The sequence below is a fragment of the Nakamurella sp. PAMC28650 genome (assembly GCF_014303395.1).
GTDB lineage: Bacteria > Actinomycetota > Actinomycetes > Mycobacteriales > Nakamurellaceae > Nakamurella.
This window is the reverse complement of the sequence record NZ_CP060298.1, coordinates 4164636-4185067: the sequence shown is the minus strand read 5'-3', so window position 1 is coordinate 4185067 and position 20432 is coordinate 4164636. Positions and strand designations below refer to the sequence as shown.

Here is a 20432-nt window from a genome sequence, read left to right as displayed (position 1 = left end):
CGGGACAAGCGGTCACGGTTGGCTCAGCACCACCTTGATGGCTCCCGTATCGCCTGCGCGGGCGAACGTGTCGTAGGCCTCGACGATCGCGGGGAGGGCGAAACGATGCGTGACGAACGTGCCCGCGTCGAGTTGCCCGGAGCTCACCAGCTTCAGCAGCGTCGGTGTGGACCACGTGTCGACCAGGCCGGTGGTGATCGTGATGTCGCGGATCCAGAGGTCCTCCAGGTGCAGGGTGGCGGGCTTGCCGTGCACGCCGACGTTGGCCACATGTCCGCCCGGTCGAACGAGTCGGGTGCACATCTCGAAGGTCTCCGGTACTCCGACGGCCTCGATCGCCACGTCGGCGCCGAGACCGCCGGTGAGACCGTTGATGCGATTGGCCGGGTCCTCGCGCGACGGGTTGATCGTGACGTCGGCACCGAAGTGCTTGGCCGCCTCGAGCCGCGCGTCGAGGAGGTCGATCGCGACGATGTGCGAGGGACTGAAGAGCCGGGCGCAGAGGATCGTGGCCAGCCCGATGGGGCCCGCTCCCACGACCGCGACGGTGTCGCCGGGACGGATGCCGCCGTTGATCACGCCCACCTCGTAGGAGGTCGGCAGGATGTCGGCCAGCATCAGGATCGCCTCGTCGTGGACCCCGGCCGGGATGGGGTACAGAGAGGTGTCGGCGAACGGGGTTCGGACGTATTCGGCCTGGGTGCCGTCGATCTTGTAGCCGAGGATCCAGCCGCCGCCGCCGAGGCACTGCCCGTAGCGGGCCTCGCGGCAGTAACGGCACCGTCCGCACGAGCTCACACACGACACCAGCACCCGGTCGCCCGGTCGCACGGTACTCACGTTGGAGCCGATCGCCTCGACCGTGCCCACCGCCTCGTGGCCGAGGATCCGGCCGGGCGGCACCTCGGGCACGTCGCCCTTGAGGATGTGCAGATCGGTCCCGCAGATCGTCGTCGTATCGACGCGGACGATCGCATCGGTCTCCTGGACGATTCGCGGGTCGGGCACGTCGTCCCAGCTCTTGAGGCCGGGACCGTGGTAGACGAGAGCTTTCATGGCAATCTCCTGCAGATCGTGGTGTTCCCTCCCTCGAGTGTGATCCGCTGTCGCCGCGGCGGCAGGGCCGAAAGACCCTTCGTGTCCCGGATTTTCGGGCCGTTCACCGAACGAGCGGAGTCGACCGGTCGGCGACCGACGGTGGACGTCAGGAAGGCAGGAGGTCAGGAAGGCAGGAGGTCAGGAAGGCAGCGTGGACACGACGTGTGGTCGCAGTCTTCGAGGGAACAGGTCACCGGCGGCGACGAGCGATTTCGCAGCCGAGGTGGAGGTGTCGATCGAAGACGCTTCTGGCCACGGGTCCCGGCTGGTGGCCAGTTGACGAGCGATGACAGTGCCGGCTTCGGAGACGTCCTCGCCCCCTTCCAGACGATGCTGGGCGCGTGCAGCCGAAAGATCCAGCGGCGCAGTGCATTCGATGGCTATCAATCGACTGCGACTGGCGCGGGCGACCTCGGACGCAAGTTCGCGCACGGCGGCGCCGGCCCAGGTTGCGTCGGCGATCACCGAATGTCCGGTCTCGAGTGCAAGGCGGGCACGGCCCAGCAGTTCCTGGTAGGTGGCCATTTTTGACTGGTCGCTATATCGATCACCCGGATCGGTGCCCACCAGTTCCTGACGAATCGTGTCCGAACGCAGGAGCACCGCATCGAAGTGCTCCGCCAGACCGGCGGCCAGGGTGGACTTTCCGGTGCCCGGCGCGCCGCCGACGAGGGTGAGCGTCACCTCGCCGGCTTCCAGATGGGCCAGCGCCAGCCGGGCGTGCCCGTCCGCCTCGGCGGCCGCGGTCGGCACGCCCTGGGCGGCACGGATGCAGGACACCTTCGCCCGGACGAAAGCCCGATAGGCGATGTAGTGATGCTGCAGCGATGTCGCCGTGTCGGTGCCGCTGAATTCGCGGTAGCAGTCCAGGAAGTGCTCGGCCAGGTCGGGGCGACCGAGATAGTCGAGATCCATGGCCAGGAATGCGACGTCGTCGAGCACGTCGACGAACCGCAACTGGTCGTCGAACTCGAGGCAGTCCAGCACTCGTGGATGGTCGGGCAGGCAGAAGATGTCCTCTGCGATCAGGTCCCCGTGGCCGTCGACGATCATCCCGCGGGCGGCGCGGTCGGCCAGCAGCAGTGCGCGGCCGTCGATGTACCCCAGCGCCAACTCGCCGATGCGTTGATGCAGCCGCGTATCCATGGTTGTGCCGAGGAACTTCTCGGTCTCGGCGAGGTTGTCGGTCCACCGGTGGCGCAGTGCGGCCGCGCGACCCGCGGCCGCGATCTGCGGTCCACGTTCGGCGCCGGCGTGGAATTCTGCGATCGACCGGGCGAGCTGACGCAGGTCGCCCTCGACATCGGCGCCCCGACGAACCATCGTGGACAGCCGCAGCGCCTCCGGCATCCGGCGCATGACGATGACGTGTTCGTCGACCTGTCCGTCGGAACCGGCCAGGGTTGCGACGTCGAGGTACACATCGGGCGCGAGCCGTCGATTGAGCTCGAGTTCCCGCCAGCAGACCCGTCTGCGGGCTGCTTCGGTGCGGAAGTCGAGGAAGCCGAGGTCGACGGGCTTCTTGAACTTGAACGCACGGTCGCCGACGAGAACCACGATTCCACTGTGGGTTTCCCTGATCTCGGCCGGTGGTCCCGGGATGATCACCACGGGTACCTGTTCGTCGTCGGTGTCCACGGCATGCTCCCCCTTTCGCTGGGGTACGACTGAACGGTAGACCGTGGCTGGTCGAGCAATTGCTGCGGTCTTCGAGTTGTAGTCGCGGTCGTTGAATTTGCTGACGCACAGTGGTGATCGTCGCCTCCGGGGACGATGCGAAGGTCGAGACCGCAGCCCCGAGGTCCCGGAGGTCCTCGCGATCGACGAGATCACCGGCGTCTTGAAACGCTTACGTAGAGCATGAAATCGTTCTGACGGTTAGCAGACTCGATACCGCACATTATTCAACCGGGCATTCAACCGGGCGATTCTGCTCTGGCCCGTCGACCCGGGGCGACGCCTCGACGCTTACGCGGAACAGGTTCCGAACAGGTTCAACGTTCTGCAGCCGAGTCGCCGACGAGCGCGGACCTGTCTTCGGCGGAGGACTTCCGGTCGATCTTCGAGTCCAATCTGTCGAGCGCGGACGACACCCTGGCCTTGTGCGCCGCGTCATGACCGTCGTCGCGACCTTGACGGTCGTGCAGGAAGGACTGCAGGCTTGCCGTCTGTTCACGCTTGTCCGCTTCGAGGTCCCGTCCGTCCGCGCGCAGGTCTCTCTCGTCCGCCAGGGCCAGGATTTCCTGGGCTTTGACAGCTCGCTCGGCCGGTGCGTCTTCCTGTCCGTCCGCACGTGCTTCACGCTCGTCCAGTGCTGATTCGCGCTGTTCGGCCAAAGTTTCCCGCGCGTCCACGGCTCGTTCGCGTCGTCCGTTGTCGCGCTCGGAAGCGCCATCGACTGAGGTCATGTCCGGTCCTCTCGGCACGGCGGCACCTCGGGCGGTGTCACGCGTCCTGCTCTCCCGACGACGGTACCGCCCTCGACAGCTCGAAAGATCCATCGGCCTCGACCACTGCCTGGCGACCCGCTCGGCTTCGACCATGAACGATGCCGAGCGAAAGGATCGACCGTCGGCATCGCCCACCCCGAGACTCCAGCACCGATCGCCGCTACGTCGAAGAATGCGGCGGTGGCGGATCTACGTCTCAGACCAGAGGTGGTCTGATCTCGGTGGTCACGCAGGACTGTTCAGATCGTCTGAGTGCAGGAAGGGGATTGACGCCGGTGCCGGCGCGCTGCGGGGGGTGATTGGCTGCCTATGGCTGCTCGATGCGCACGACGGCCACCGGACACGCCGCGTGGATGACCAGGCGATGGCTGGTCGAACCCAGCAGCAGACCGGCGAATCCGCCCCGTCCGCGCGACCCGACGACCAGGAGGCAGGGAGGGATGTCCTGCGAGGTGCGCAGCAACGAGGCGCCGGCGTGCCCGCGCTCGACCAATTGTCGGATCTTGACGTCCGGATATCTGGTCGCGGACCCGGCCAGCTGTTCGGCCAGCAGACGTCGTTCGTCCTCGTCGATGACGGTACGGTCCATTTCCAGCGCATAGACCCGCTGGAACCCGTTGAGCGGCGCGTCGTCCCAGCCGTGCACGGCCACCAGTGGCGCACCCCGGAGGGACGCCTCCTCCAGAGCGAAGGCCAGGGCAACGTCGGATTCCGGGGACCCGTCCAGACCGACCATCACCGGAGCATGGGGCGCGGCCGGCGCCGGGGGTGGGTCGCCATCCGGATCAGCGTGCACCACAACGACCGGCGAATGGGCATGAGTGGCCAGGTTCATCGCGACAGATCCCAGCAGGATCTCGCTCATCATGCCCATACCGCGGGAACCGACCACCGTCATCAACGCATTCTTCGAGGCGTTGCGCAGTGCGACGAAAGGTCTCTCCGCATGCACGGTGGTCATGACCACCAGATCAGGATCGACTCTCAGGGCATCGGTCCGGGCGTCGCGCAGAGAACGCTGGGCCCATTTCCGGGCATCGTCGAATACCTGGGGCGGAACCATCATGCCAGGACCCGCATACTCGATGGAGACGAAGAAGGACTGCACCAGATGCAACGCAGCCTTTCGCCGGCTCGCGTCCTTCGCCGCCCACGTCAGTGCGGCCTGCGCGGCGGGCGATCCGTCGATACCGACGATGATCACATTCTCGGGGCCGTTCAAGTTCAACCTCTTCCTGCTCGGGGGTGCGGGGTCCGGGGCGGTCCACCGGCGAGGCTCGCGGACTCCCCGGGTGCGCCGTCAGGCCACCGAGTCGTGGACGATCTTGCGGCCGGTGATCTCGTGGGTCAGGATTCGCACCCAATGGCCGCGGCGGACCGTATCGGCCCACGGCCAGATGCCGAGTTGGTAGAGGGCGGCGACCTCGTCCGGATCTTCGACGGTCCGGGCGGTGCCGCGTACCAGCACACTCCAACCTGCGCGGCGGTCGGCGTCGATGCCGTCGACCTCGAACGCGACCGGAAGTTCCTGCTGGGCCGCAGACAGTTTCGACCCGATGTTCGTCCGGAACACCACCTCGTCGCCATCCATCCCGTGGTTGACCGGCAGGATGACCGGGTGCCCGTCTGACACGAACGCGACGCGGCCGACCCGCGCGGTGCCGAGGTGGTAGAGGCAGTCCGCGATCGTCAATACCTCTAGCCCCGAATGATCGATCGGTCTTGCAGATGTCGTCATTGCGTTGTCCTTCTTGAGGATCTGGTGACGGGGTACGGAGCCCGCCGACGGACTGGTGGGTAGAGCCTCACGGTAGGTGGCCGGGTGTTGTCCCGACAGTGCCAAAGGTCCCCAGGACCCTGGGCCTGCCCGGATGTCGTGGATGAAGGCCTGTTTGTCGGCGAGGGAGGCGCATCCCGCTATTGCGTCACACGGGGCGCGGCGGTGGCGGCCGTGGCGCCGGAGGGGCCGGCCCGCCCCGGCGTCGACGTCGTCAGGGGGACCTGGCCGGAGGGAACCTTTCCGGAGGACGGGAGAGAACTTCCCGAGGTGCCGGGCAGAGCTGCACTCGTGAGGGCCCCGGTGGTCGCGGGCGTCGTCGCTCTCGGCGTGGCCGAGGTGTCCGGCGTCGTGGTCGGAGCGAACGTGGACGGGGCAGCGGGCGCTGGTCCGGACGACCGCCCCGTGCCGGCCCGGGTGGTGGGAGGAACAGTCGACGGTGGGGAAGAACTGACCGAAACCCGTTTCCCAGCAGTAGGTGTGGTGGTCGGGTCGGAAGGTGGCGACGTCGGCGGTGGTGTACTCACGATGCCCACCACGTAGGTGGGCGCCGGCACCGCAGCCGGAGCGGGTCGCACGAGCAGATACGTGGCCAGCACCGCAAGGAAGCAGCCGAGGAGGGCGACCGTCGACGTGCGCGGGCCGTTGCGCGGCCGCCTCATGAGGTGGTCACCGGCGTCGCGGCGTCCAGGGCGACCGCGTCCGGCGCACTGGTGTCCAACGCACTCGTGTCCAACGCGGCAGGCAGGTTGATGCCCGCCTGCGATAGAGTTCCGGTGATGCGCATCCGCAGCGCGCGGCCGACCTCGAACTGTTTACCCGGAAGCGTTCTCGCCACGAGTCGAATCTTGAACTGGTCGACTTCCAGCGACTCGACGCCCATCACCGTCGGCGCATCCAACAGGAGCGGTTGCAGCTCGCGGTCCGCGAACGCCGCCAGCCCGACCTGTCGGAGCAGCTCACTGACCTTGGTCACGTCCGCGGTTGCGGGGACCGGCACATCGATGACGGCCCTGGCCCAGTCCCGGGACAGATTCGTCACCTGCACGATCTGGCCGTTGGGGGTGATGACCACCTCGCCGTTGGTCGACCGGACGGTGGTGACCCGCAGGGTGACGTCCTCCACGGTGCCCAGCACCGGCACCGGGACTCCGATGACCGACATGCGGATCAGGTCACCGAAGCCGTACTGGCGCTCGGCGATCACGAAGAATCCGGTCAGCAGGTCCTGCACCACACGTTGGGCTCCGAATCCCAGCGCCACCCCGATGACCGTGGCGGGCGCGACGAATCCGGCCAACGGGACACCGAGGAGCTCGATCACGAGCACGCCCGCGATGGCGTAGACGACGACCAGCACCGTCCAGGAAATCACCTGTGCCAACACGTGTCGATGCTTCGCCGCCTCGGACTTGACGAGCGCGTCGTCACCGTCGCTACGAGCGTCGATTCGCTCGGTGATCCTGGTCGAAGTCCACCTGACCATCCGTCCGAGCAGGATCGACCCCAGGACCAGCAGCACGATCTGCAGTCCGTTGCCCCTGGCCCAGGTACCCATGTCGTTCAGAACGGTCACGTCGAACCTCCTCACCTCACCCGCTCCGAAGGCGGCCCGTCCGGATGGGATCGAGCCGCCTGGCGAGGTCGTCGCCTGTCGGATCGCACGGTCAGACGAAGAAGCCGAGCGCCTTCGGGTCGTGGTTCGACAGCACGTTCTTGACCTCCTGGTAGTTGCTGAGGGTCTGCTGATCCGTTTCGCGGCCATATCCGGACTGCTTGTAGCCGCCGAACCCGGCGCCAGCCGGGTACTGGTTGTAGGTATTGACCCAGACGCGTCCGGCCTTGATGTCCTGGCTGGCCCGATAGGTCAGGTCTGTGTCGCGGCTCCACACGCCGGAGCCGAGCCCGTAGATGGTGTCGTTGGCAATGCCGATGGCGTCGTCGTAGTCGCCGAAGGACGCCACCGTGACGACCGGGCCGAAGATCTCCTCCTGGAAGACCCGCATGTCGTTCGTCCCCTGGAAGACCGTCGGCTGGATGAAGTAGCCGCCCGCCAGGTCGCCCGACATCTCTGCGGGCGCTCCGCCGGTGAGGACCTTCGCGCCCTCCTGCGGACCGAGCTTGAGGTAGACGCCGATCTTCTCCATCTGGTCCAGGCTGTTCTGCGGGCCCATCTCGGTGGCGGTGTCCAGTGGGTCGCCGACCACGATGCGCTTCACCCGGTCGACGGCGTCGTGCAGGAAGTCTCCGTTGACGAGGCCGTTCTGCAGCAGTGCACGCGAGGGGCAGGAGCAGATTTCGCCCTTGTTGAGGGCGAACATGGTGAAGCCCTCGATTGCCTTCGTGTAGAAGTCATCCCGGTAGCGGGCGACGTCGTCGAAGAAGACGTTCGGCGATTTGCCGCCCAGTTCCATCGTGGAGGGAATGATGTTCTTGATGGCGTAGCCCATGATCTCGCGACCGGTCGAGGTGGATCCGGTGAACGCGACCTTGCCGACCCCGTCGTGCTCTACCAGCGGTCGGCCGAGAGCTGCCCCGCTCCCGTTGACGATGTTGATGACGCCCGGGGGCAGGATGTCCTGGATCAGTTCCATCACGTACAGGATCGAGATCGGGGTGGCACTCGCGGGTTTTAGCACCACCGTGTTGCCCGCGGCCAGTGCCGGGGCCAGCTTCCAGGCGGCCATCAGAATCGGGAAATTCCACGGGATGATCTGGGCGACCACGCCGATCGGCTCGAAGAAGTGGTAGGAGACGAGGTTGGCCGACAGCTTCTTGATGCTGCCCTGCTGGGTACGGATGGCGGCCGCGAAGTACCGGAAATGGTCGATGGCCAAGGGAATGTCCGCTCCCAGGGTCTCGCGGACGGGCTTTCCGTTCTCCCAGGATTCCAACACGGCGATCTGTTCCAGGTGGGCCTGGAGTTGATCGGCGATCGCATTCAGCACGGCCGCCCGGTCGGTCGTGGTGGTGGCGGCCCAGGCCGGAAATGCCCTGGTCGCCGCTGCGACGGCCAGGTCGATGTCCTCGACCGTGGAGCGGGCGAATTCTGCGATCGGCAGGCCGGTGGCCGGCGCGAGGTCGACGGCGTAGTTCCGCTTGGTCGGTGCTCGCCATTCGCCGCCGATGAAGTTCTCGTACCTCGTGCGCAGGGGCACGATGCTCCCGGCCGTGCCCGGTCGGGCGTAGACGGTGCCGGCGGGCGGTGCCGGAGTGACCGGGCCGCTGACCAGGGGAGGTTCCAGGTAGGTCGTCATGGCGAGCTTCTTCCTCGATGTCGATACGGATTGCTGCGGGCGTGAGAGGTGATGCCTCACTCCTTCGAGTCAACGCCGTACCGCCGCCGTCCAGCAGAGTCGAACGACCCTGCGCTGCGGCCCGAACGTCCTACGGCGTCTCCGATCGCACACCGCGAACCGGTCGACCGCCGCCCGGTCGACCGGATACGTTGCCGGCGATGGCATTTCGCGCTAGTTGTGCAGCACGGCGGCGCCGCCGAACCGGCCATGGGCAAGATCGGAGAGCGCTCTGGGTGCCTCGGCCATCGGGTAGGCGCTGGTGGTTGCGCGGATCTTGAACCGCTCGGCCAGTTGCAGGAATTCCTCGCCGTCCCGCCGGGTGTTCGCGGTCACACTGCGCAGGCGTCGTTCCCGGAACAGTTCGCCGGCGTAGTCCAGCGGCGGTATGGCCGACAGCCAGATTCCGGCCACGGCCAACGTTCCGCCGGCGTCCAGGGCCCGCAATGCGACCGGTACCAATTCACCGGCCGGGGCGAACAGGATCGCGCCGTCGAGCGGCTCCGGGGGTGCATCGGCCTGCTCTCCGACAGAATCGACCCCGAGTTCCTGCGCCAACCGGCGGTTGTGCTCGCCGCGGGTCAGCACATGCACCCTGAGACCCTGGTGGAGGGCGATCTGGGCGGTGAGGTGGGCGCTGCCACCGAACCCGTAGATTCCCAGCGCGCCGCCGGCCGGCATCCGGGTCGCGCGCAGGGACCGGTACCCGATGATGCCGGCGCACAGCAGCGGAGCGGCCTGCTCGTCCTCGATGGCATCCGGCAGTCGGTAGGCAAATTGCTGGTCGACCAGGATGGCGTCGGCGTAGCCCCCATCATGGTCCCATCCTGTGAAAGTCGATGATGAGCAAAGGTTCTCGTCGCCACGTCGGCAATATCGACAGCTCCCGTCGGCGCCGGCAAACCACGGAACACCCACCCGGTCGCCCACGGCGAACCGGACGGACCCGGCCCCCTGCGCCGTGACCCGGCCGACCACCTCGTGTCCGGGCACGACCGACGGGCGGCGCGGGGGCAGGTCGCCCTCGGCCAGGTGCAGGTCGGTACGGCAGACCCCGCAGCAGGTCACGGCGACCCGCACCTGCCCGGGTCCCGGCTCGGCCAGGTCCCGCTCCACGCGCCGCAGGGGCCCCTCGTCGATCGGTGCGCAGCGCGCTACCACCCAGGCTTGCATCAGGCGATGCTGCCACCGGCCCTGGCTTCGGGGCCATCGCCGAAAGGCCCCTGGCGGCAGGGCCGAAGGTCCGGGACCTTCGGCCCTTACCGGGCCGATGTGGACCCGGTAATGTCGAGGCACTTTCATCATCGAGCGCAGGAGCGTCGCGGAACGGGTTCGCGCAATTCGAAGGAGTCGCACGGTGCTGCAAGTTTTCCTGGTCGATGATCACGAGGTGGTCCGCAGGGGTGTGGCGGACCTGATCGAGGACGAGGAGGACATGACCGTCGTCGGCCAGGCGGCCACCGTTTCGCAGGCGTTGGCCAGGGTGCCGGCCCTCCGGCCCGATGTGGTGCTGCTGGACGTCCGGCTTCCGGATGGGAACGGCATCGAGCTCTGCCGCGAGCTGAAGTCCAGGATGCCCCTGCTGAACTGCCTGATGCTGACGTCCTTCACCGACGAGCAGGCGATGATGGACGCGATCCTGGCGGGGGCGGGCGGCTACATCATCAAGGACATCAAAGGGATGGAACTGCTGTCGGCCGTCCGCACGGTCGGAGCCGGGAAGTCGCTGCTGGACAATCGGGCGGCCGCGGCTCTGATGCGGCGACTGCGTGAGGGGGTCAAGGAGCCGGGTCCACTGGCTGGACTGACCGAACAGGAGCGGACCGTGCTGGATCTGGTCGGTGAAGGCATGACGAACCGACAGATCGCGGAGCGGATGTATCTGGCCGAGAAGACCGTCAAGAACTACGTTTCCAGGCTGCTGGCCAAACTGGGAATGGAGAGACGGACCCAGGTGGCGGTGCTCGCGACCGAACTCCGTGACTCTTCGCGGTACTGAGCCCGGCCCGGCCCGCATACGCCCGCTCAGGCTGCGATTCGACCGATCTGCAGCAGGACCTGGGGCCACAGGCCGCCGCCGATCGACTGCCGCAGCCGCGCGCGACCGGCTTGCAGATCGGGTGCCATCGAGAGGAAGCGTGCGCCCAGTTCTGCCCGGGCGGCAGTAAGCAGCACCCGCTGCATGGCCTGACCTGCACGCAGGCGGGAGGCCGAATCGTCCTGCAGCGTGCCGATCACCGCGACCTGGGCCGACCGGTCGCGCAGTTCCAGCTCAACGGATTCGTCGACGAATTGCAGCAGAGCCGGCAGCGCGGACGAGGGCAGCAGGGCAATCCAGGCCTGTTCCCTCCTGGCCGCGTAGCGCAACTCCACCAGCAGCGCACCCGGTATCGGACCGGCTTCGAAGTGCCTGACGTGCGTCCTCACCGACCCGACGGCCAACGACAGCCCGGCTCGCTCCGAGGTGGTCGGGCGGCGTCCGTCGATCTCCAACGAGGCCACCAGGAGCGGCCGATCCAGCTTCGGCATCAGATGCACGACCGGATCCGCGCCGCACGAGCGGATCGCCAACCTCAGGTTCAGCAGTGCCGCCCCGCAGGCGACCCAGGCTTCACGATGATCGTGGTCGTTGCCCCAGGGGTCCGGTGGCAGGTCCAGGAGCATCTCGATCGTCGTCTCCGTGCAGTGGAACCGCCAGGGCCGGGAACGGTGCAGCGTGGGTGCCTCCTGCGCGACCGCCAGCACTTCCTGCACCTGTTCGGCGCTCAGCGTGCCGACGGCAACTGTGGTGCGGCTCATCAGTGTGGTGTCCCCTCGTCATCGCCATGGGGCTCTGCGCCGCCGTTTGTGCTCGCTCCCACCACGATCTCTGTGGGTGGACCCTCGCTCCTAGGGTCGAACGTCCCATCACACCCGCACAAATACCTCAGCCTGACGGTGTATGGCTGGGATGGGATGCGCCGAATTCACGGGGGCGTGCCACAGTAGGCACCATGAAAGCCTCACCTTGACGAAGGTCAGGCCGGGCGGCCCTTCCCCGGGGCCCGGTCCCCATCCGGATCTGGCCGAGCCCGTGGTGTCCGTGCCTGCCCCCCGGTCCCTGTCCCAGTCCAGGTTGCGCGACCTGACGGCCGAGGTGGAGAACCGGGTCGAGGACATCCTGGTCAGCAACCGCGGCCGGATGGACGGCCTGCTCGAGGCGGTGCTGGTGGTTTCCTCCGGGCTCGAACTGGATGCCACGCTGCATCAGATCGTCAAGGCCGCAGCACATCTGGTCGGTGCCCGCTACGGGGCTCTCGGTGTGGTGGGAGAGGACGGCCTGCTCACCCAATTCGTCCACACCGGGATGGACGAGGCGACCAGGGAAGCGATCGGGACCCTACCGATCGGTCACGGCGTTCTGGGCGTCGTGTTGGAGGAGGCGAAACCTCTGCGGCTGGAGGACCTCTCGATGCACCCGGTGTCCATCGGCCTTCCTCCCCACCATCCACCGATGCGGAGTTTCCTCGGTGTGCCCATCCGGGCCCGGGGTGAGGTCTTCGGGCGGCTCTACCTGACCGAGAAGGTCGACGGGCTTCCCTTCGACGAGGACGACGAGGTCGTGCTGCTCGCGCTCGCGGCTGCGGCCGGTATCGCGGTGGAGAATGCCCGACTGTACGAAGAGGTGCGCCGCCGCCAGCGTTGGCTCGAGGCCGTCGGTGAGATCACGGTCGAACTGCTCGACGGAACGGACGCCGGTGAGGCCCTGCGGTTGATCGCGGCCCGGGCCCGGGAACTGACCGGTGCCGACTCGGCGTTGATCGCACTGCCCGTGATGTCGGCCGGGCGCGGCGGGGAGGTGACCGAACTCAGGGTGGCGGTCTGCGACGGCATGGGCGGGGATCACCTGAGCGGGCTCACCCTCCGGATGGACGATTCGACCTCGGGTGCTGTCTTCCGGGATCGCCTGCCGCGTAACGTCACCGCGCTGGCCCAGTCCCTCCCGCAGGACGTCGGCGTCGACTTCGGACCGGCACTGGTGCTGCCCCTGGGTACCGGAGAATCCATCTCCGGCATTCTGATGACCATCCGCCGGTTCGGGGCTGCGCACTTCGACGACCAGCAACTCCAGATCGCCGCCTCCTTCGCCGACCAGGCGGCACTGGCCCTGCAACGTGCCGAGATCCAAACGGCACGAACGGAACTGGTGATCCTGTCCGACCGGGACCGGATCGCCAGAGATCTGCACGATCAGGTGATCCAGCGACTGTTTGCCGTCGGCCTCGCGATGCACGGGACACGGCGCCGGGCGGGCACCGACGACGTCAGGGCCCGTCTGGACGACCACATCGACCAACTGCACGAGGTCATCCAGGACATCCGGACCACCATCTTCGACCTCAACACCGAACCGTCCGAGATGCCGACCTTGCGCTCCATCCTGAAGAAGGTGATCGCGGAGCTGACCGCCGATGTGGCCCTGCATGTCTCGGTGCGGATGACGGGTCCTCTCGAGGTGTTGCCGGCCGCCCTCGCCGAGCATGCCGAGGCGGTGGTCAGGGAAGCCGTCAGCAATGTCGTCCAACACGCCAACGCCGGCGAGGTGATGATCACGCTGTCGGTGGACGACGACCTGGTCATCGCGGTCAGCGACGACGGTGTCGGCCTACCGGCCAAGGTGGCCCGCAGCGGACTGCACAACCTCAACCGCCGGGCCACCGAGTCCGGTGGCGCATGCAGCGTCGCCCGTCAGGACAGTGGTGGCACGAAGCTCGTGTGGTCGGCACCGTTGCCCTGATCATCGCCCCCCGTCCCGATCACGCGATGGTGAGGTGGTTGGCGACCTCGGTGGCACCGGGTGCGGACCAGCAGACCTGCTCGGCCTGACGTCGTTCGGCCAGGGAGGCGACCGTGCCGTCGAGGGTGATCAGACCGCGGGTGTTGGTCGTGACGGTGATGTGCTCGCCGTCCAACCGGGCGTTGCGCACCAGCGCAGCCACGATGTCGGCGTGGATGCCGACGGCGAGTCGGCCCGGCCGGATGGTCATCGCGTTCTTGACGTGCCGGACTCCGGAGATGTAGTTCACGGCCCGGCAGGCGGCGTCTCGTTCGTACTGCCAGGTGACTTCACCGGAGAGCGTCAGGATGTGGTCGCGAACGGACGCCCTGACGGTGTCCGGGATGTTCACGGAGCGTTGGAGTGCCTCCCCGGCCTGCCGTGCGATGTCGGAATCGGATCCCTCGGCGAACGGACCGCGGACGGTGAGTTCCTGGGCGATGGCCGTCACCCCCCGCACTGCCAACGTGGCCTTGGCGGCCAGAAGTGTTTCCGGGTACGTCGACACGGTTCCGCTCAGGGTGACCGCCCCGGCCTCGACCGAGACGTCGATCTGGCTGCTGTCGATGCCCGAGAGCCATTGCAGCTCCTCGATGACAGCGGATCTGAGTTGTGCATCGGTCCTGGGCAGTGTTCCGGTCATGGGCTCGACTCTTCTACTTCTTCGACAGCGTGGACAGAGGCGAAAGGCCCGACCGCCCGCCTGGACCTTCGGGGACTTTCGCCTCCAGCGACACGCGCCGGGCGTGGCGCAGGCTGGAGGAACAACGAACCGAAGGGAATGTCATGACCGTCGCCAAAGATGAGCATGCCGCGCACTCGACAGAGACCGCAGGACCTCGAACCGGGCCCGCGGAGTCGATGAAGGTCCAGGGAAAGGAGCTGGGCGCAAAGGTCAAGGAGCTGATCCACGAGGGAAGCGTCCGCCGGATCGTCGTCAAGAACGCGGAGGGCCACACCGTGATGGAGATTCCGGTGACCGCCGGCGTGATCGCCACCGTTGCTCTGCCGATCGTCACCGCGGTCGGTGCGCTGGCCGCCTTGGCCAACGACTGGAAGATCGAAGTCCACCGCAAGTAGGTCGTCAGTCAGTCAGTCCGTCCGCCCGCCCGTCCCGTTGGGAGGGCGGGTGGACGGCACAGCCGTACCCTGATGCGCCATTCGGGGGGTCGGTCCGTTGACCTCGACACACTGGTCATCCCGGCGGGCGGCGGCGTTTCGATCGAGAAACCGGCTCGAGGAGCGTGGCGTCAGAAGGGGTCGGGGGTCTCGTGGTGGACGTCGACGTGCACGATTCCTGGAACTGCGGACACCAACCGCAGGGCCAGTTCCCGATCGTCTGCGCTGTCCCGGAAGTCCTCGACGTCGGCGACGGCGGCCTGCACGGTGACCGTCCACCGATCCGGATCTCCGAACGCCTCCAGGGTCCGGTTCACGTCTCGCCGGAGGGATTCGTCGTCGCGGATCAGGCTGGAGCGCAGCAGGTCCCGTCGGGTGATCACGCCGACCACCCTGGCGCCGTCCACGATCGGCAGAGTGCGGATCCGGTCGTCCACCATGATGCGGGCCGCGTCGGCGACGTCCGCCCCCGGGGTCAGCGACTGCACCACGATGCTCATCACGTCGGCCACGATGCCCGGTCTCGGTTCGGGCCGGGTGAAGACGTGGGGGTGGCGCCTCGGATCTGGCGTGAGTGCCTTTCGGAGCAGATCGCCTTCGCTGACGATGCCGACCAGCTCGTCGTCGTCGTCCAGGACGGGGACACTGGTGAAGCCCTGCCCCGCGAGGATGCGCGCCGTCTCCTGGATGGTCGTCCAGGCCCGCACGGTGACGACCGGGTGGGACATGACCTCTCGGACCAACATGACGGTCTCCTTCCGGGAATGCAGTGGTGAGGTAGCGCCGGGATCAGCTGGTGTAGGCGTGCAGCCCGGTGAGCAGCGAGGTGAGAGCACCCTTCGCATCACCGAAGAGCATTGCGGTCCTGGGATTGAGGTAGAGCTCGTTGTCGATGCCGGCATAGCCATGACCCAGCGACCTCTTGATCACGATGACGCTCCTGGCCTTGTCCACGTCCAGGATCGGCATGCCGGACACCGGATTGCCGGGCCGCCTGGCCGCGGGGTTCGTGACGTCGTTCGCCCCGACCACCAGCACGACATCGGTGGTGGCGAACTGCGGGTTGATCTCCTCGAGGTCCTTGAGCTGGTCGTACGAAGCGTTCGCCTCGGCGAGCAGCACGTTCATGTGTCCGGGCATCCGGCCGGCGACCGGGTGGATGCCGTAGCTGACCTCGACACCGTGATCGGTCAGCGCCTGCGCCAGCTCTACCAACTCGTGCTGGCCCTGTGCCGCGGCCAGGCCGTAGCCGGGGACGATGACGACCTTGTTGGCGTAGGCCAACTGCAGGCAGGCATCGTCCACGGTGACCTCGCGGACCGGACCACCACCGCCGGTCGCCGCGACGCTGCTCTGCTCGTCGCCGGTACCGAAACCGCCGGCCATGATCGCCAGCAGCGAACGGTTCATCGCCTTGGCCATGAGTTGGGTGAGGATGCCGCCGGCCGCCCCGACCAGGGCACCGCCGATGATCAGCGGGGTGCTGTCGATGACGAACCCGGCCATGGCCACCGCTGTACCGGTGAAAGCGTTGAGAAGCGAGATGACCACTGGCATGTCGGCTCCGCCGATGGGTAGCGTGGCCACCACACCGAGTCCGAGCGCGGCCACCACGAGGATGACCAGGACGCCGACACCGCCATGACCGGCGGTGTAGACGACGGCGGCGGCCACGGCCACCAGGGCCAGCACTAGGTTGATCGCGCGGCCGGCCGGAAGGGTCAGCGGTCGACCGGGAATGATCCCGGCCAGTTTGCCCCCCGCGATCAGCGAGCCGGAGAAGGTGATCCCGCCGATCAGCAGGTCGAGCACGGTCGTCAGCGTGGTGCTGACCGGCTGGGCCGACAGGGGGAGGGATCCGCGGTGGGCGATGGCGTCGCTGAACGCGATGAGCGCCGCGGCGCCGCCGCCGACCGCGTTGAACAGGCTGACGAGTTGGGGCATGGCCGTCATCTTCACGCGCCGTGCCATGACGAGGCCGGCGGCAGCGCCCGCGACGAGCCCGACGGCGAGCGCGGCCGTCCCGACACCCGTGATGACGTGGTCGCGGCCCAGCACCACCACGGTGGTGAGCACGGCGAGGATCATGCCGGCCGCGGAGAGCCGGTTCCCACCGCGCGCCGACATCGGCGACGTCATCTTGTGCAGACCGAGGATGAAACAGACCGCGGCGGCGAGATAGAGGGCGTGCACGGCGGTTTCGAAGCCGGTCATGGCGCATCAACCTTCGGAGGGGACTCCACCGGGAGGCGGGCCGGACGGACCTTGAACATCTCGAGCATGCGATCCGTGACGACGTAACCGCCGACCACGTTCATGGCCGCGAAGGCGGCGGCCACCAGGACCAGGCCGTACCCCAGGGGCGAATCTGCCAACGCGGCCAGCACCATCACCCCGACGACGACCACGCCGTGGATGGCGTTGGAGCCGGACATCAGCGGGGTGTGGAGGGTGGCGGGGACCTTGCTGATGATTTCGAATCCGACGAGCACGCTGAGTACGAAAACGGTGATGTCGGCGAAGAGCAGGAGTGTCATGAGGGCGTTCCTTTCCCGGTCGTGACCAGTTCGCCCGGAGCGGCGGGTGACGTTGGTGGCGAAACATTCTCGGCCGGCGCCGGGGACCCCGTGTGCACGGCGACTTCGCTCCGGGTGATCAGCACACCGGCGGTGATGTCGTCCGTGAGGTCCAGATCCAGCCGGCCGTCCTCGACGAGATGACCGAGCAGGGCGCAGATGTTGCGGGAGTAGGCCGTCGAGGATGCCGTCGGTACCGACGAGGGCAGATTGCCGGCTCCGATGATGGTGACCTGGTTGACGCTCACCACGGTCTGGTCGGGCAGCGACCCCTCGACGTTCCCACCGAGCGCACCGGCAGCGAGGTCGACGACCACCGATCCCGGACGCATCGCCGCGATGGCCTGCGTGGACACCAGCACGGGCGGTCGACGACCGGGGACCTGCGCAGTGGTGATGACGACGTCGAACCTGGACAGGGCGTCGACCATCGCCGACTGCTGATCGGCCTGTTCCCGGGAGGTCAGTGCCCTGGCGTAGCCACCCGCTGCGCTCGCCGACTCGTGCTCGGCCGCAACGGGTCGGCCCAGTTCCAGGAACTTGGCACCCGTCGAGGCGATGTCCGATCGTGCGGCGTCGCGGACGTCGTAACCGGTCACCACCGCACCGAGACGGCGTGCGGTCCCGATGGCCTGCAGTCCGGCCACTCCGGCCCCGATCACGAGCACCGTCGCCGGCCGAACGGTTCCGGCCGCCGTCATCAGCATCGGGAAGAAACCGCCGTAGGCGTTGGCGGCGACCAGGGCGGCTTTGTAGCCCGCCACATTGGCCTGGGAGGTGAGAGCATCCATCGACTGCGCGCTGCTCAGTGTCCTGGGTAGACCGTCGAGGCTGATTGCCGTCACGCCCGCTGCGTTCAGATCGTTCATCAGTTCAGGATCCGCAGCCGGTTCGAGCAGGCCGATCAGGGCCTGCCCACCGGTCAGCCGGCCCCGCTGCGCCGGCCCGGGCGCCCGCACGCAGACCAGCACACCGGATCTGGTGAGAACGGTGTCCGCATCGACCAACTCGGCACCGGACGCAGCGTAGTCGGCGTCGAAGAAGCCGGCGATCGTGCCGGCTCCGGATTCGACGAGCACGCCACAACCCAGCTTGCGCAGCCGTTCGACTCCGTCCGGGGTCAGCGCGACCCGCCGCTCCCCGGCCGCCCTCTCACGCAGCACACCGACCGTCAGGACGGCCGGCGGCGCGCGGTGGCCGGTTGGTGCGTCGGCGGGCGGTGCGTCGGCGGGCGGCGCGACCGGGGTGCGCTCCGCCGCGGTCACAGCTGGAACACCACCCGGGCGGCGACCTTGCCGGAGACCACGTCGGCGATGGATTCGTTGACCTCGTCGAGCTTGCGGTCGGCGATGATGACCCGGGTGCGGCCGGCCGCGTGCAGCGCGAAGACATCGGCCAGATCGTTGCGGTTGCCCACGATGGACCCGATCACCGACTTGCCGCCGATGACCATGTCGAAGATCGGCACGTTCAGCGCGCCGTCGTCGGCGGGGAGGGCCACGCAGACCAGGCGTCCTCCGCGGCGCAGCGATCGGAAGGCCTGGTCGAACGATGCGGGCGAGGCCGCAAGAGCCACCGCGACGTCAGCGCCGCCGAGGGCCTGGATCGCCGCGACCGGGTCGGTGGTCCGGGCGTTGACCACATGATCCGCGCCCAGTTCGGTGGCCATGGCGAGCTTGTCGTCCTGGATGTCGACGCCGATCACGAAGCCACCCGCGATGCGGGCGTACTGCAGCGCCAGATGGCCCAGGCCACCGACACCGAAGATGGCCACCGTCTCGGCGGGTGCGACCTTCGCGACCTTGATCGCCTTGTAGGTGGTGACACCTGCGCAGGTGAGCGGAGCGGCCTCCCGTGACGAGATGCCGTCCGGGACCGGGCAGGCGAAATCGGCGGCGACCACGGCGTATTCGGCAAAGGTGCCGTTGACGGAGTAGCCGGAATTCTGCTGCGACTCGCAGAGTGTCTCCCAGCCACTGATGCAGTAGCGGCATTGTCCACACGCGGACCCCAGCCAGGCGATGGCCACCCGGGTACCGACCGCCGGTTCCTGGACACCGAGGCCGAGCCGTTCCACGAACCCGATTCCCTCGTGACCCGGGATGAACGGGGGCACCGGCTTGGCCGGCCAGTCGCCGTTCGCGGCGTGGATGTCGGTGTGGCACAGACCCGAGTACTCGATGCGGACCAGGACCTGGCCGGGACCGGGGTCCGGGATGGCCAGTTCCTGGATCTCCAGGGGCGAATGGAATTCTGTGACGACTGCGGCCTTCATGGTCGACTCCGATTTCGAAGAGGGAGAAATACCTTGCTCCGGTACTGGGGTCAACGCTAATTCGTCGTGATTTCGGAGGTCAGGACCGTTGGTCCGGTACCCACCGGGACATGTGGATCCTCCGTTGGGACCTTCGGCCCTTCTGCGGGTCGTTCGGTGTCGTGCACCGTGGCGGGACGACTTCCACCCACTCCCACCGGGCGGGAGTTCAGCGCGCGGTCGTCAGGAACTCACCGTTCGCATGGTCTTCCTTCGACATCTGATCGAAGACCTGGTGGGTGGTGAGGTTGGTGGTTTTGTGTCGACTGTCGGCGTGCGGGTGATTGGACAACTCAAACTACAGATCCGGGCGAGGGAATGGCGTCCAAGAATTGGTGGGACCAATCTCACTACGATGTCGATCAACGAGAAGGCTGGCGAGGCCGCCGCCATCACCCAACTTGCCCTCCAGCAGATACTGCGGTGGGCACATCGTCCGGCCGGCCGGCAGGTCCTGCTGGGGCCGAAATCCGCCGATGTCACCATCACCGAGATCTGGCTCCTCGACGCCGTTTTCAATGCACCCGTTCCGGCGGCCACGCTGGCCCTCTGGCAGGCCGTCGACAAGTCCACCATTACCTCGCAGGTGAATCAGCTGGCCTCCCGCGGTCTGGTCGCCCGTCTCCCCGACCCCAGCGATGGTCGCGCCACGTTGATCACCATGACCCCCAAGGGACGCCGGTTGCAGAGTCACCTGTCCGCCTACGGCGCGCCCGGACCCTCGACGCGGTGACCGCCGATTGGCCGGAGCAGGACCGGACGCAGCTGGCCGGGCTCTTGCGCCGTCTGGCTGCGGAGCTCGCCCGGTTCGAGGAAGGAAAGACAAGAGCCTGACCCGGCCGGTGTGGCACCGGAGTGTAAGGGCGGAGCAATCGGGTCAAATCCGGGTCCAGCGGGGTTTGATCACCGAGAGCGCTGTGTACGGGCAACCGTGTGAGATCCTTCCTGCAGTGGCTCTTTGCAGACCAGGGTGTTCTGCCGGGCGA

At 67.4% G+C, this 20432-nt stretch carries 20 protein-coding genes; 5 read left to right on the top strand and 15 right to left on the bottom strand.

The window, feature by feature from the left end; all coding sequences use genetic code 11:
* Positions 1–12: 12 nt before the first annotated feature.
* The 5 genes from H7F38_RS18940 to H7F38_RS18920 form a co-directional block, all read right to left on the bottom strand.
* Positions 13–1056 (bottom strand): zinc-dependent alcohol dehydrogenase family protein, encoded by a 1044-nt coding sequence (locus H7F38_RS18940; RefSeq protein WP_187091272.1) that lies wholly within the window; start codon positions 1054–1056, stop codon positions 13–15.
* A 180-nt stretch (positions 1057–1236) separates the two neighbouring features.
* The gene (locus H7F38_RS18935; protein WP_222618173.1) at positions 1237–2736 is read right to left on the bottom strand and encodes an AAA family ATPase; all 1500 of its coding nucleotides are present in this window, start codon (positions 2734–2736) and stop codon (positions 1237–1239) included.
* 356 nt (positions 2737–3092) lie between these two features.
* Positions 3093–3506 carry a hypothetical protein gene (locus H7F38_RS18930; RefSeq protein ID WP_187091271.1) on the bottom strand — a complete coding sequence of 138 codons (414 nt, stop codon included), beginning with the start codon at positions 3504–3506 and terminating at the stop codon, positions 3093–3095.
* A gap of 349 nt (positions 3507–3855) precedes the next feature.
* Positions 3856–4770 carry a universal stress protein gene (locus H7F38_RS18925; protein ID WP_187091270.1) on the bottom strand — a complete coding sequence of 305 codons (915 nt, stop codon included), beginning with the start codon at positions 4768–4770 and terminating at the stop codon, positions 3856–3858.
* Positions 4771–4848: 78 nt separating this feature from the next.
* Complete coding sequence (locus tag H7F38_RS18920) at positions 4849–5286, bottom strand: pyridoxamine 5'-phosphate oxidase family protein (RefSeq protein WP_187091269.1); 438 nt, start codon at positions 5284–5286, stop codon at positions 4849–4851.
* 204 nt (positions 5287–5490) lie between these two features.
* Here H7F38_RS18920 and H7F38_RS18915 point away from each other — a divergent pair, with 204 nt between their 5' ends.
* Positions 5491–5868: a hypothetical protein gene (locus tag H7F38_RS18915; protein WP_187091268.1), complete on the top strand. Its 378-nt coding sequence runs from the start codon at positions 5491–5493 to the stop codon at positions 5866–5868.
* Positions 5869–5983: 115 nt separating this feature from the next.
* Here H7F38_RS18915 and H7F38_RS18910 read toward each other — a convergent pair whose 3' ends face one another.
* The 3 genes from H7F38_RS18910 to H7F38_RS18900 all read right to left on the bottom strand — a co-directional run bounded on the left by H7F38_RS18910 (position 5984) and on the right by H7F38_RS18900 (position 9794).
* A complete protein-coding gene (locus H7F38_RS18910) occupies positions 5984–6883 on the bottom strand; it encodes a mechanosensitive ion channel family protein (protein WP_187094825.1) in 900 nt (299 codons plus the stop codon).
* Between the two features lie 109 nt (positions 6884–6992).
* Complete coding sequence (locus H7F38_RS18905) at positions 6993–8582, bottom strand: aldehyde dehydrogenase family protein (protein ID WP_187091267.1); 1590 nt, start codon at positions 8580–8582, stop codon at positions 6993–6995.
* 213 nt (positions 8583–8795) lie between these two features.
* The gene (locus H7F38_RS18900) at positions 8796–9794 is read right to left on the bottom strand and encodes a zinc-dependent alcohol dehydrogenase family protein (protein ID WP_187091266.1); all 999 of its coding nucleotides are present in this window, start codon (positions 9792–9794) and stop codon (positions 8796–8798) included.
* A 184-nt stretch (positions 9795–9978) separates the two neighbouring features.
* On the opposite strand from H7F38_RS18900, the gene H7F38_RS18895 reads away from it, so the two are divergent.
* Positions 9979–10620 carry a response regulator transcription factor gene (locus H7F38_RS18895; protein WP_187091265.1) on the top strand — a complete coding sequence of 214 codons (642 nt, stop codon included), beginning with the start codon at positions 9979–9981 and terminating at the stop codon, positions 10618–10620.
* 26 nt (positions 10621–10646) lie between these two features.
* Here H7F38_RS18895 and H7F38_RS18890 read toward each other — a convergent pair whose 3' ends face one another.
* Complete coding sequence (locus tag H7F38_RS18890) at positions 10647–11420, bottom strand: hypothetical protein (protein WP_187091264.1); 774 nt, start codon at positions 11418–11420, stop codon at positions 10647–10649.
* Positions 11421–11682: 262 nt separating this feature from the next.
* On the opposite strand from H7F38_RS18890, the gene H7F38_RS18885 reads away from it, so the two are divergent.
* Entirely contained in the window at positions 11683–13398 is a 1716-nt protein-coding gene (locus tag H7F38_RS18885; RefSeq protein ID WP_370531389.1) for a GAF domain-containing protein, read from the top strand.
* 19 nt (positions 13399–13417) lie between these two features.
* On the opposite strand, the gene H7F38_RS18880 is transcribed toward H7F38_RS18885, so the two are convergent.
* Entirely contained in the window at positions 13418–14080 is a 663-nt protein-coding gene (locus tag H7F38_RS18880; protein WP_187091263.1) for a BON domain-containing protein, read from the bottom strand.
* Positions 14081–14298: 218 nt separating this feature from the next.
* Between H7F38_RS18880 and H7F38_RS18875 the strand changes: the two genes are divergently transcribed.
* The gene (locus H7F38_RS18875) at positions 14299–14517 is read left to right on the top strand and encodes a DUF4342 domain-containing protein (protein WP_187091262.1); all 219 of its coding nucleotides are present in this window, start codon (positions 14299–14301) and stop codon (positions 14515–14517) included.
* A gap of 170 nt (positions 14518–14687) precedes the next feature.
* On the opposite strand, the gene H7F38_RS18870 is transcribed toward H7F38_RS18875, so the two are convergent.
* The 5 genes from H7F38_RS18870 to adhP all read right to left on the bottom strand — a co-directional run bounded on the left by H7F38_RS18870 (position 14688) and on the right by adhP (position 19407).
* Entirely contained in the window at positions 14688–15302 is a 615-nt protein-coding gene (locus H7F38_RS18870; protein WP_187091261.1) for a CBS domain-containing protein, read from the bottom strand.
* 43 nt (positions 15303–15345) lie between these two features.
* Positions 15346–16770: an NAD(P)(+) transhydrogenase (Re/Si-specific) subunit beta gene (locus tag H7F38_RS18865; RefSeq protein WP_187091260.1), complete on the bottom strand. Its 1425-nt coding sequence runs from the start codon at positions 16768–16770 to the stop codon at positions 15346–15348.
* On the bottom strand, positions 16767–17093 hold the full coding sequence (locus tag H7F38_RS18860) for an NAD(P) transhydrogenase subunit alpha (protein WP_187091259.1): 327 nt from the start codon (positions 17091–17093) through the stop codon (positions 16767–16769). Before H7F38_RS18860 ends, H7F38_RS18865 begins: the two co-directional genes overlap by 4 nt.
* The gene (locus tag H7F38_RS18855) at positions 17090–18307 is read right to left on the bottom strand and encodes an NAD(P) transhydrogenase subunit alpha (RefSeq protein WP_187094823.1); all 1218 of its coding nucleotides are present in this window, start codon (positions 18305–18307) and stop codon (positions 17090–17092) included. The genes H7F38_RS18860 and H7F38_RS18855 overlap by 4 nt, the downstream gene beginning before the upstream one ends.
* An 86-nt stretch (positions 18308–18393) precedes the next feature.
* On the bottom strand, positions 18394–19407 hold the full coding sequence (adhP, locus tag H7F38_RS18850; protein ID WP_187091258.1) for an alcohol dehydrogenase AdhP: 1014 nt from the start codon (positions 19405–19407) through the stop codon (positions 18394–18396).
* A 394-nt stretch (positions 19408–19801) separates the two neighbouring features.
* Here adhP and H7F38_RS18845 point away from each other — a divergent pair, with 394 nt between their 5' ends.
* Entirely contained in the window at positions 19802–20179 is a 378-nt protein-coding gene (locus H7F38_RS18845) for a MarR family transcriptional regulator (RefSeq protein WP_187091257.1), read from the top strand.
* Positions 20180–20432: the final 253 nt, after the last annotated feature.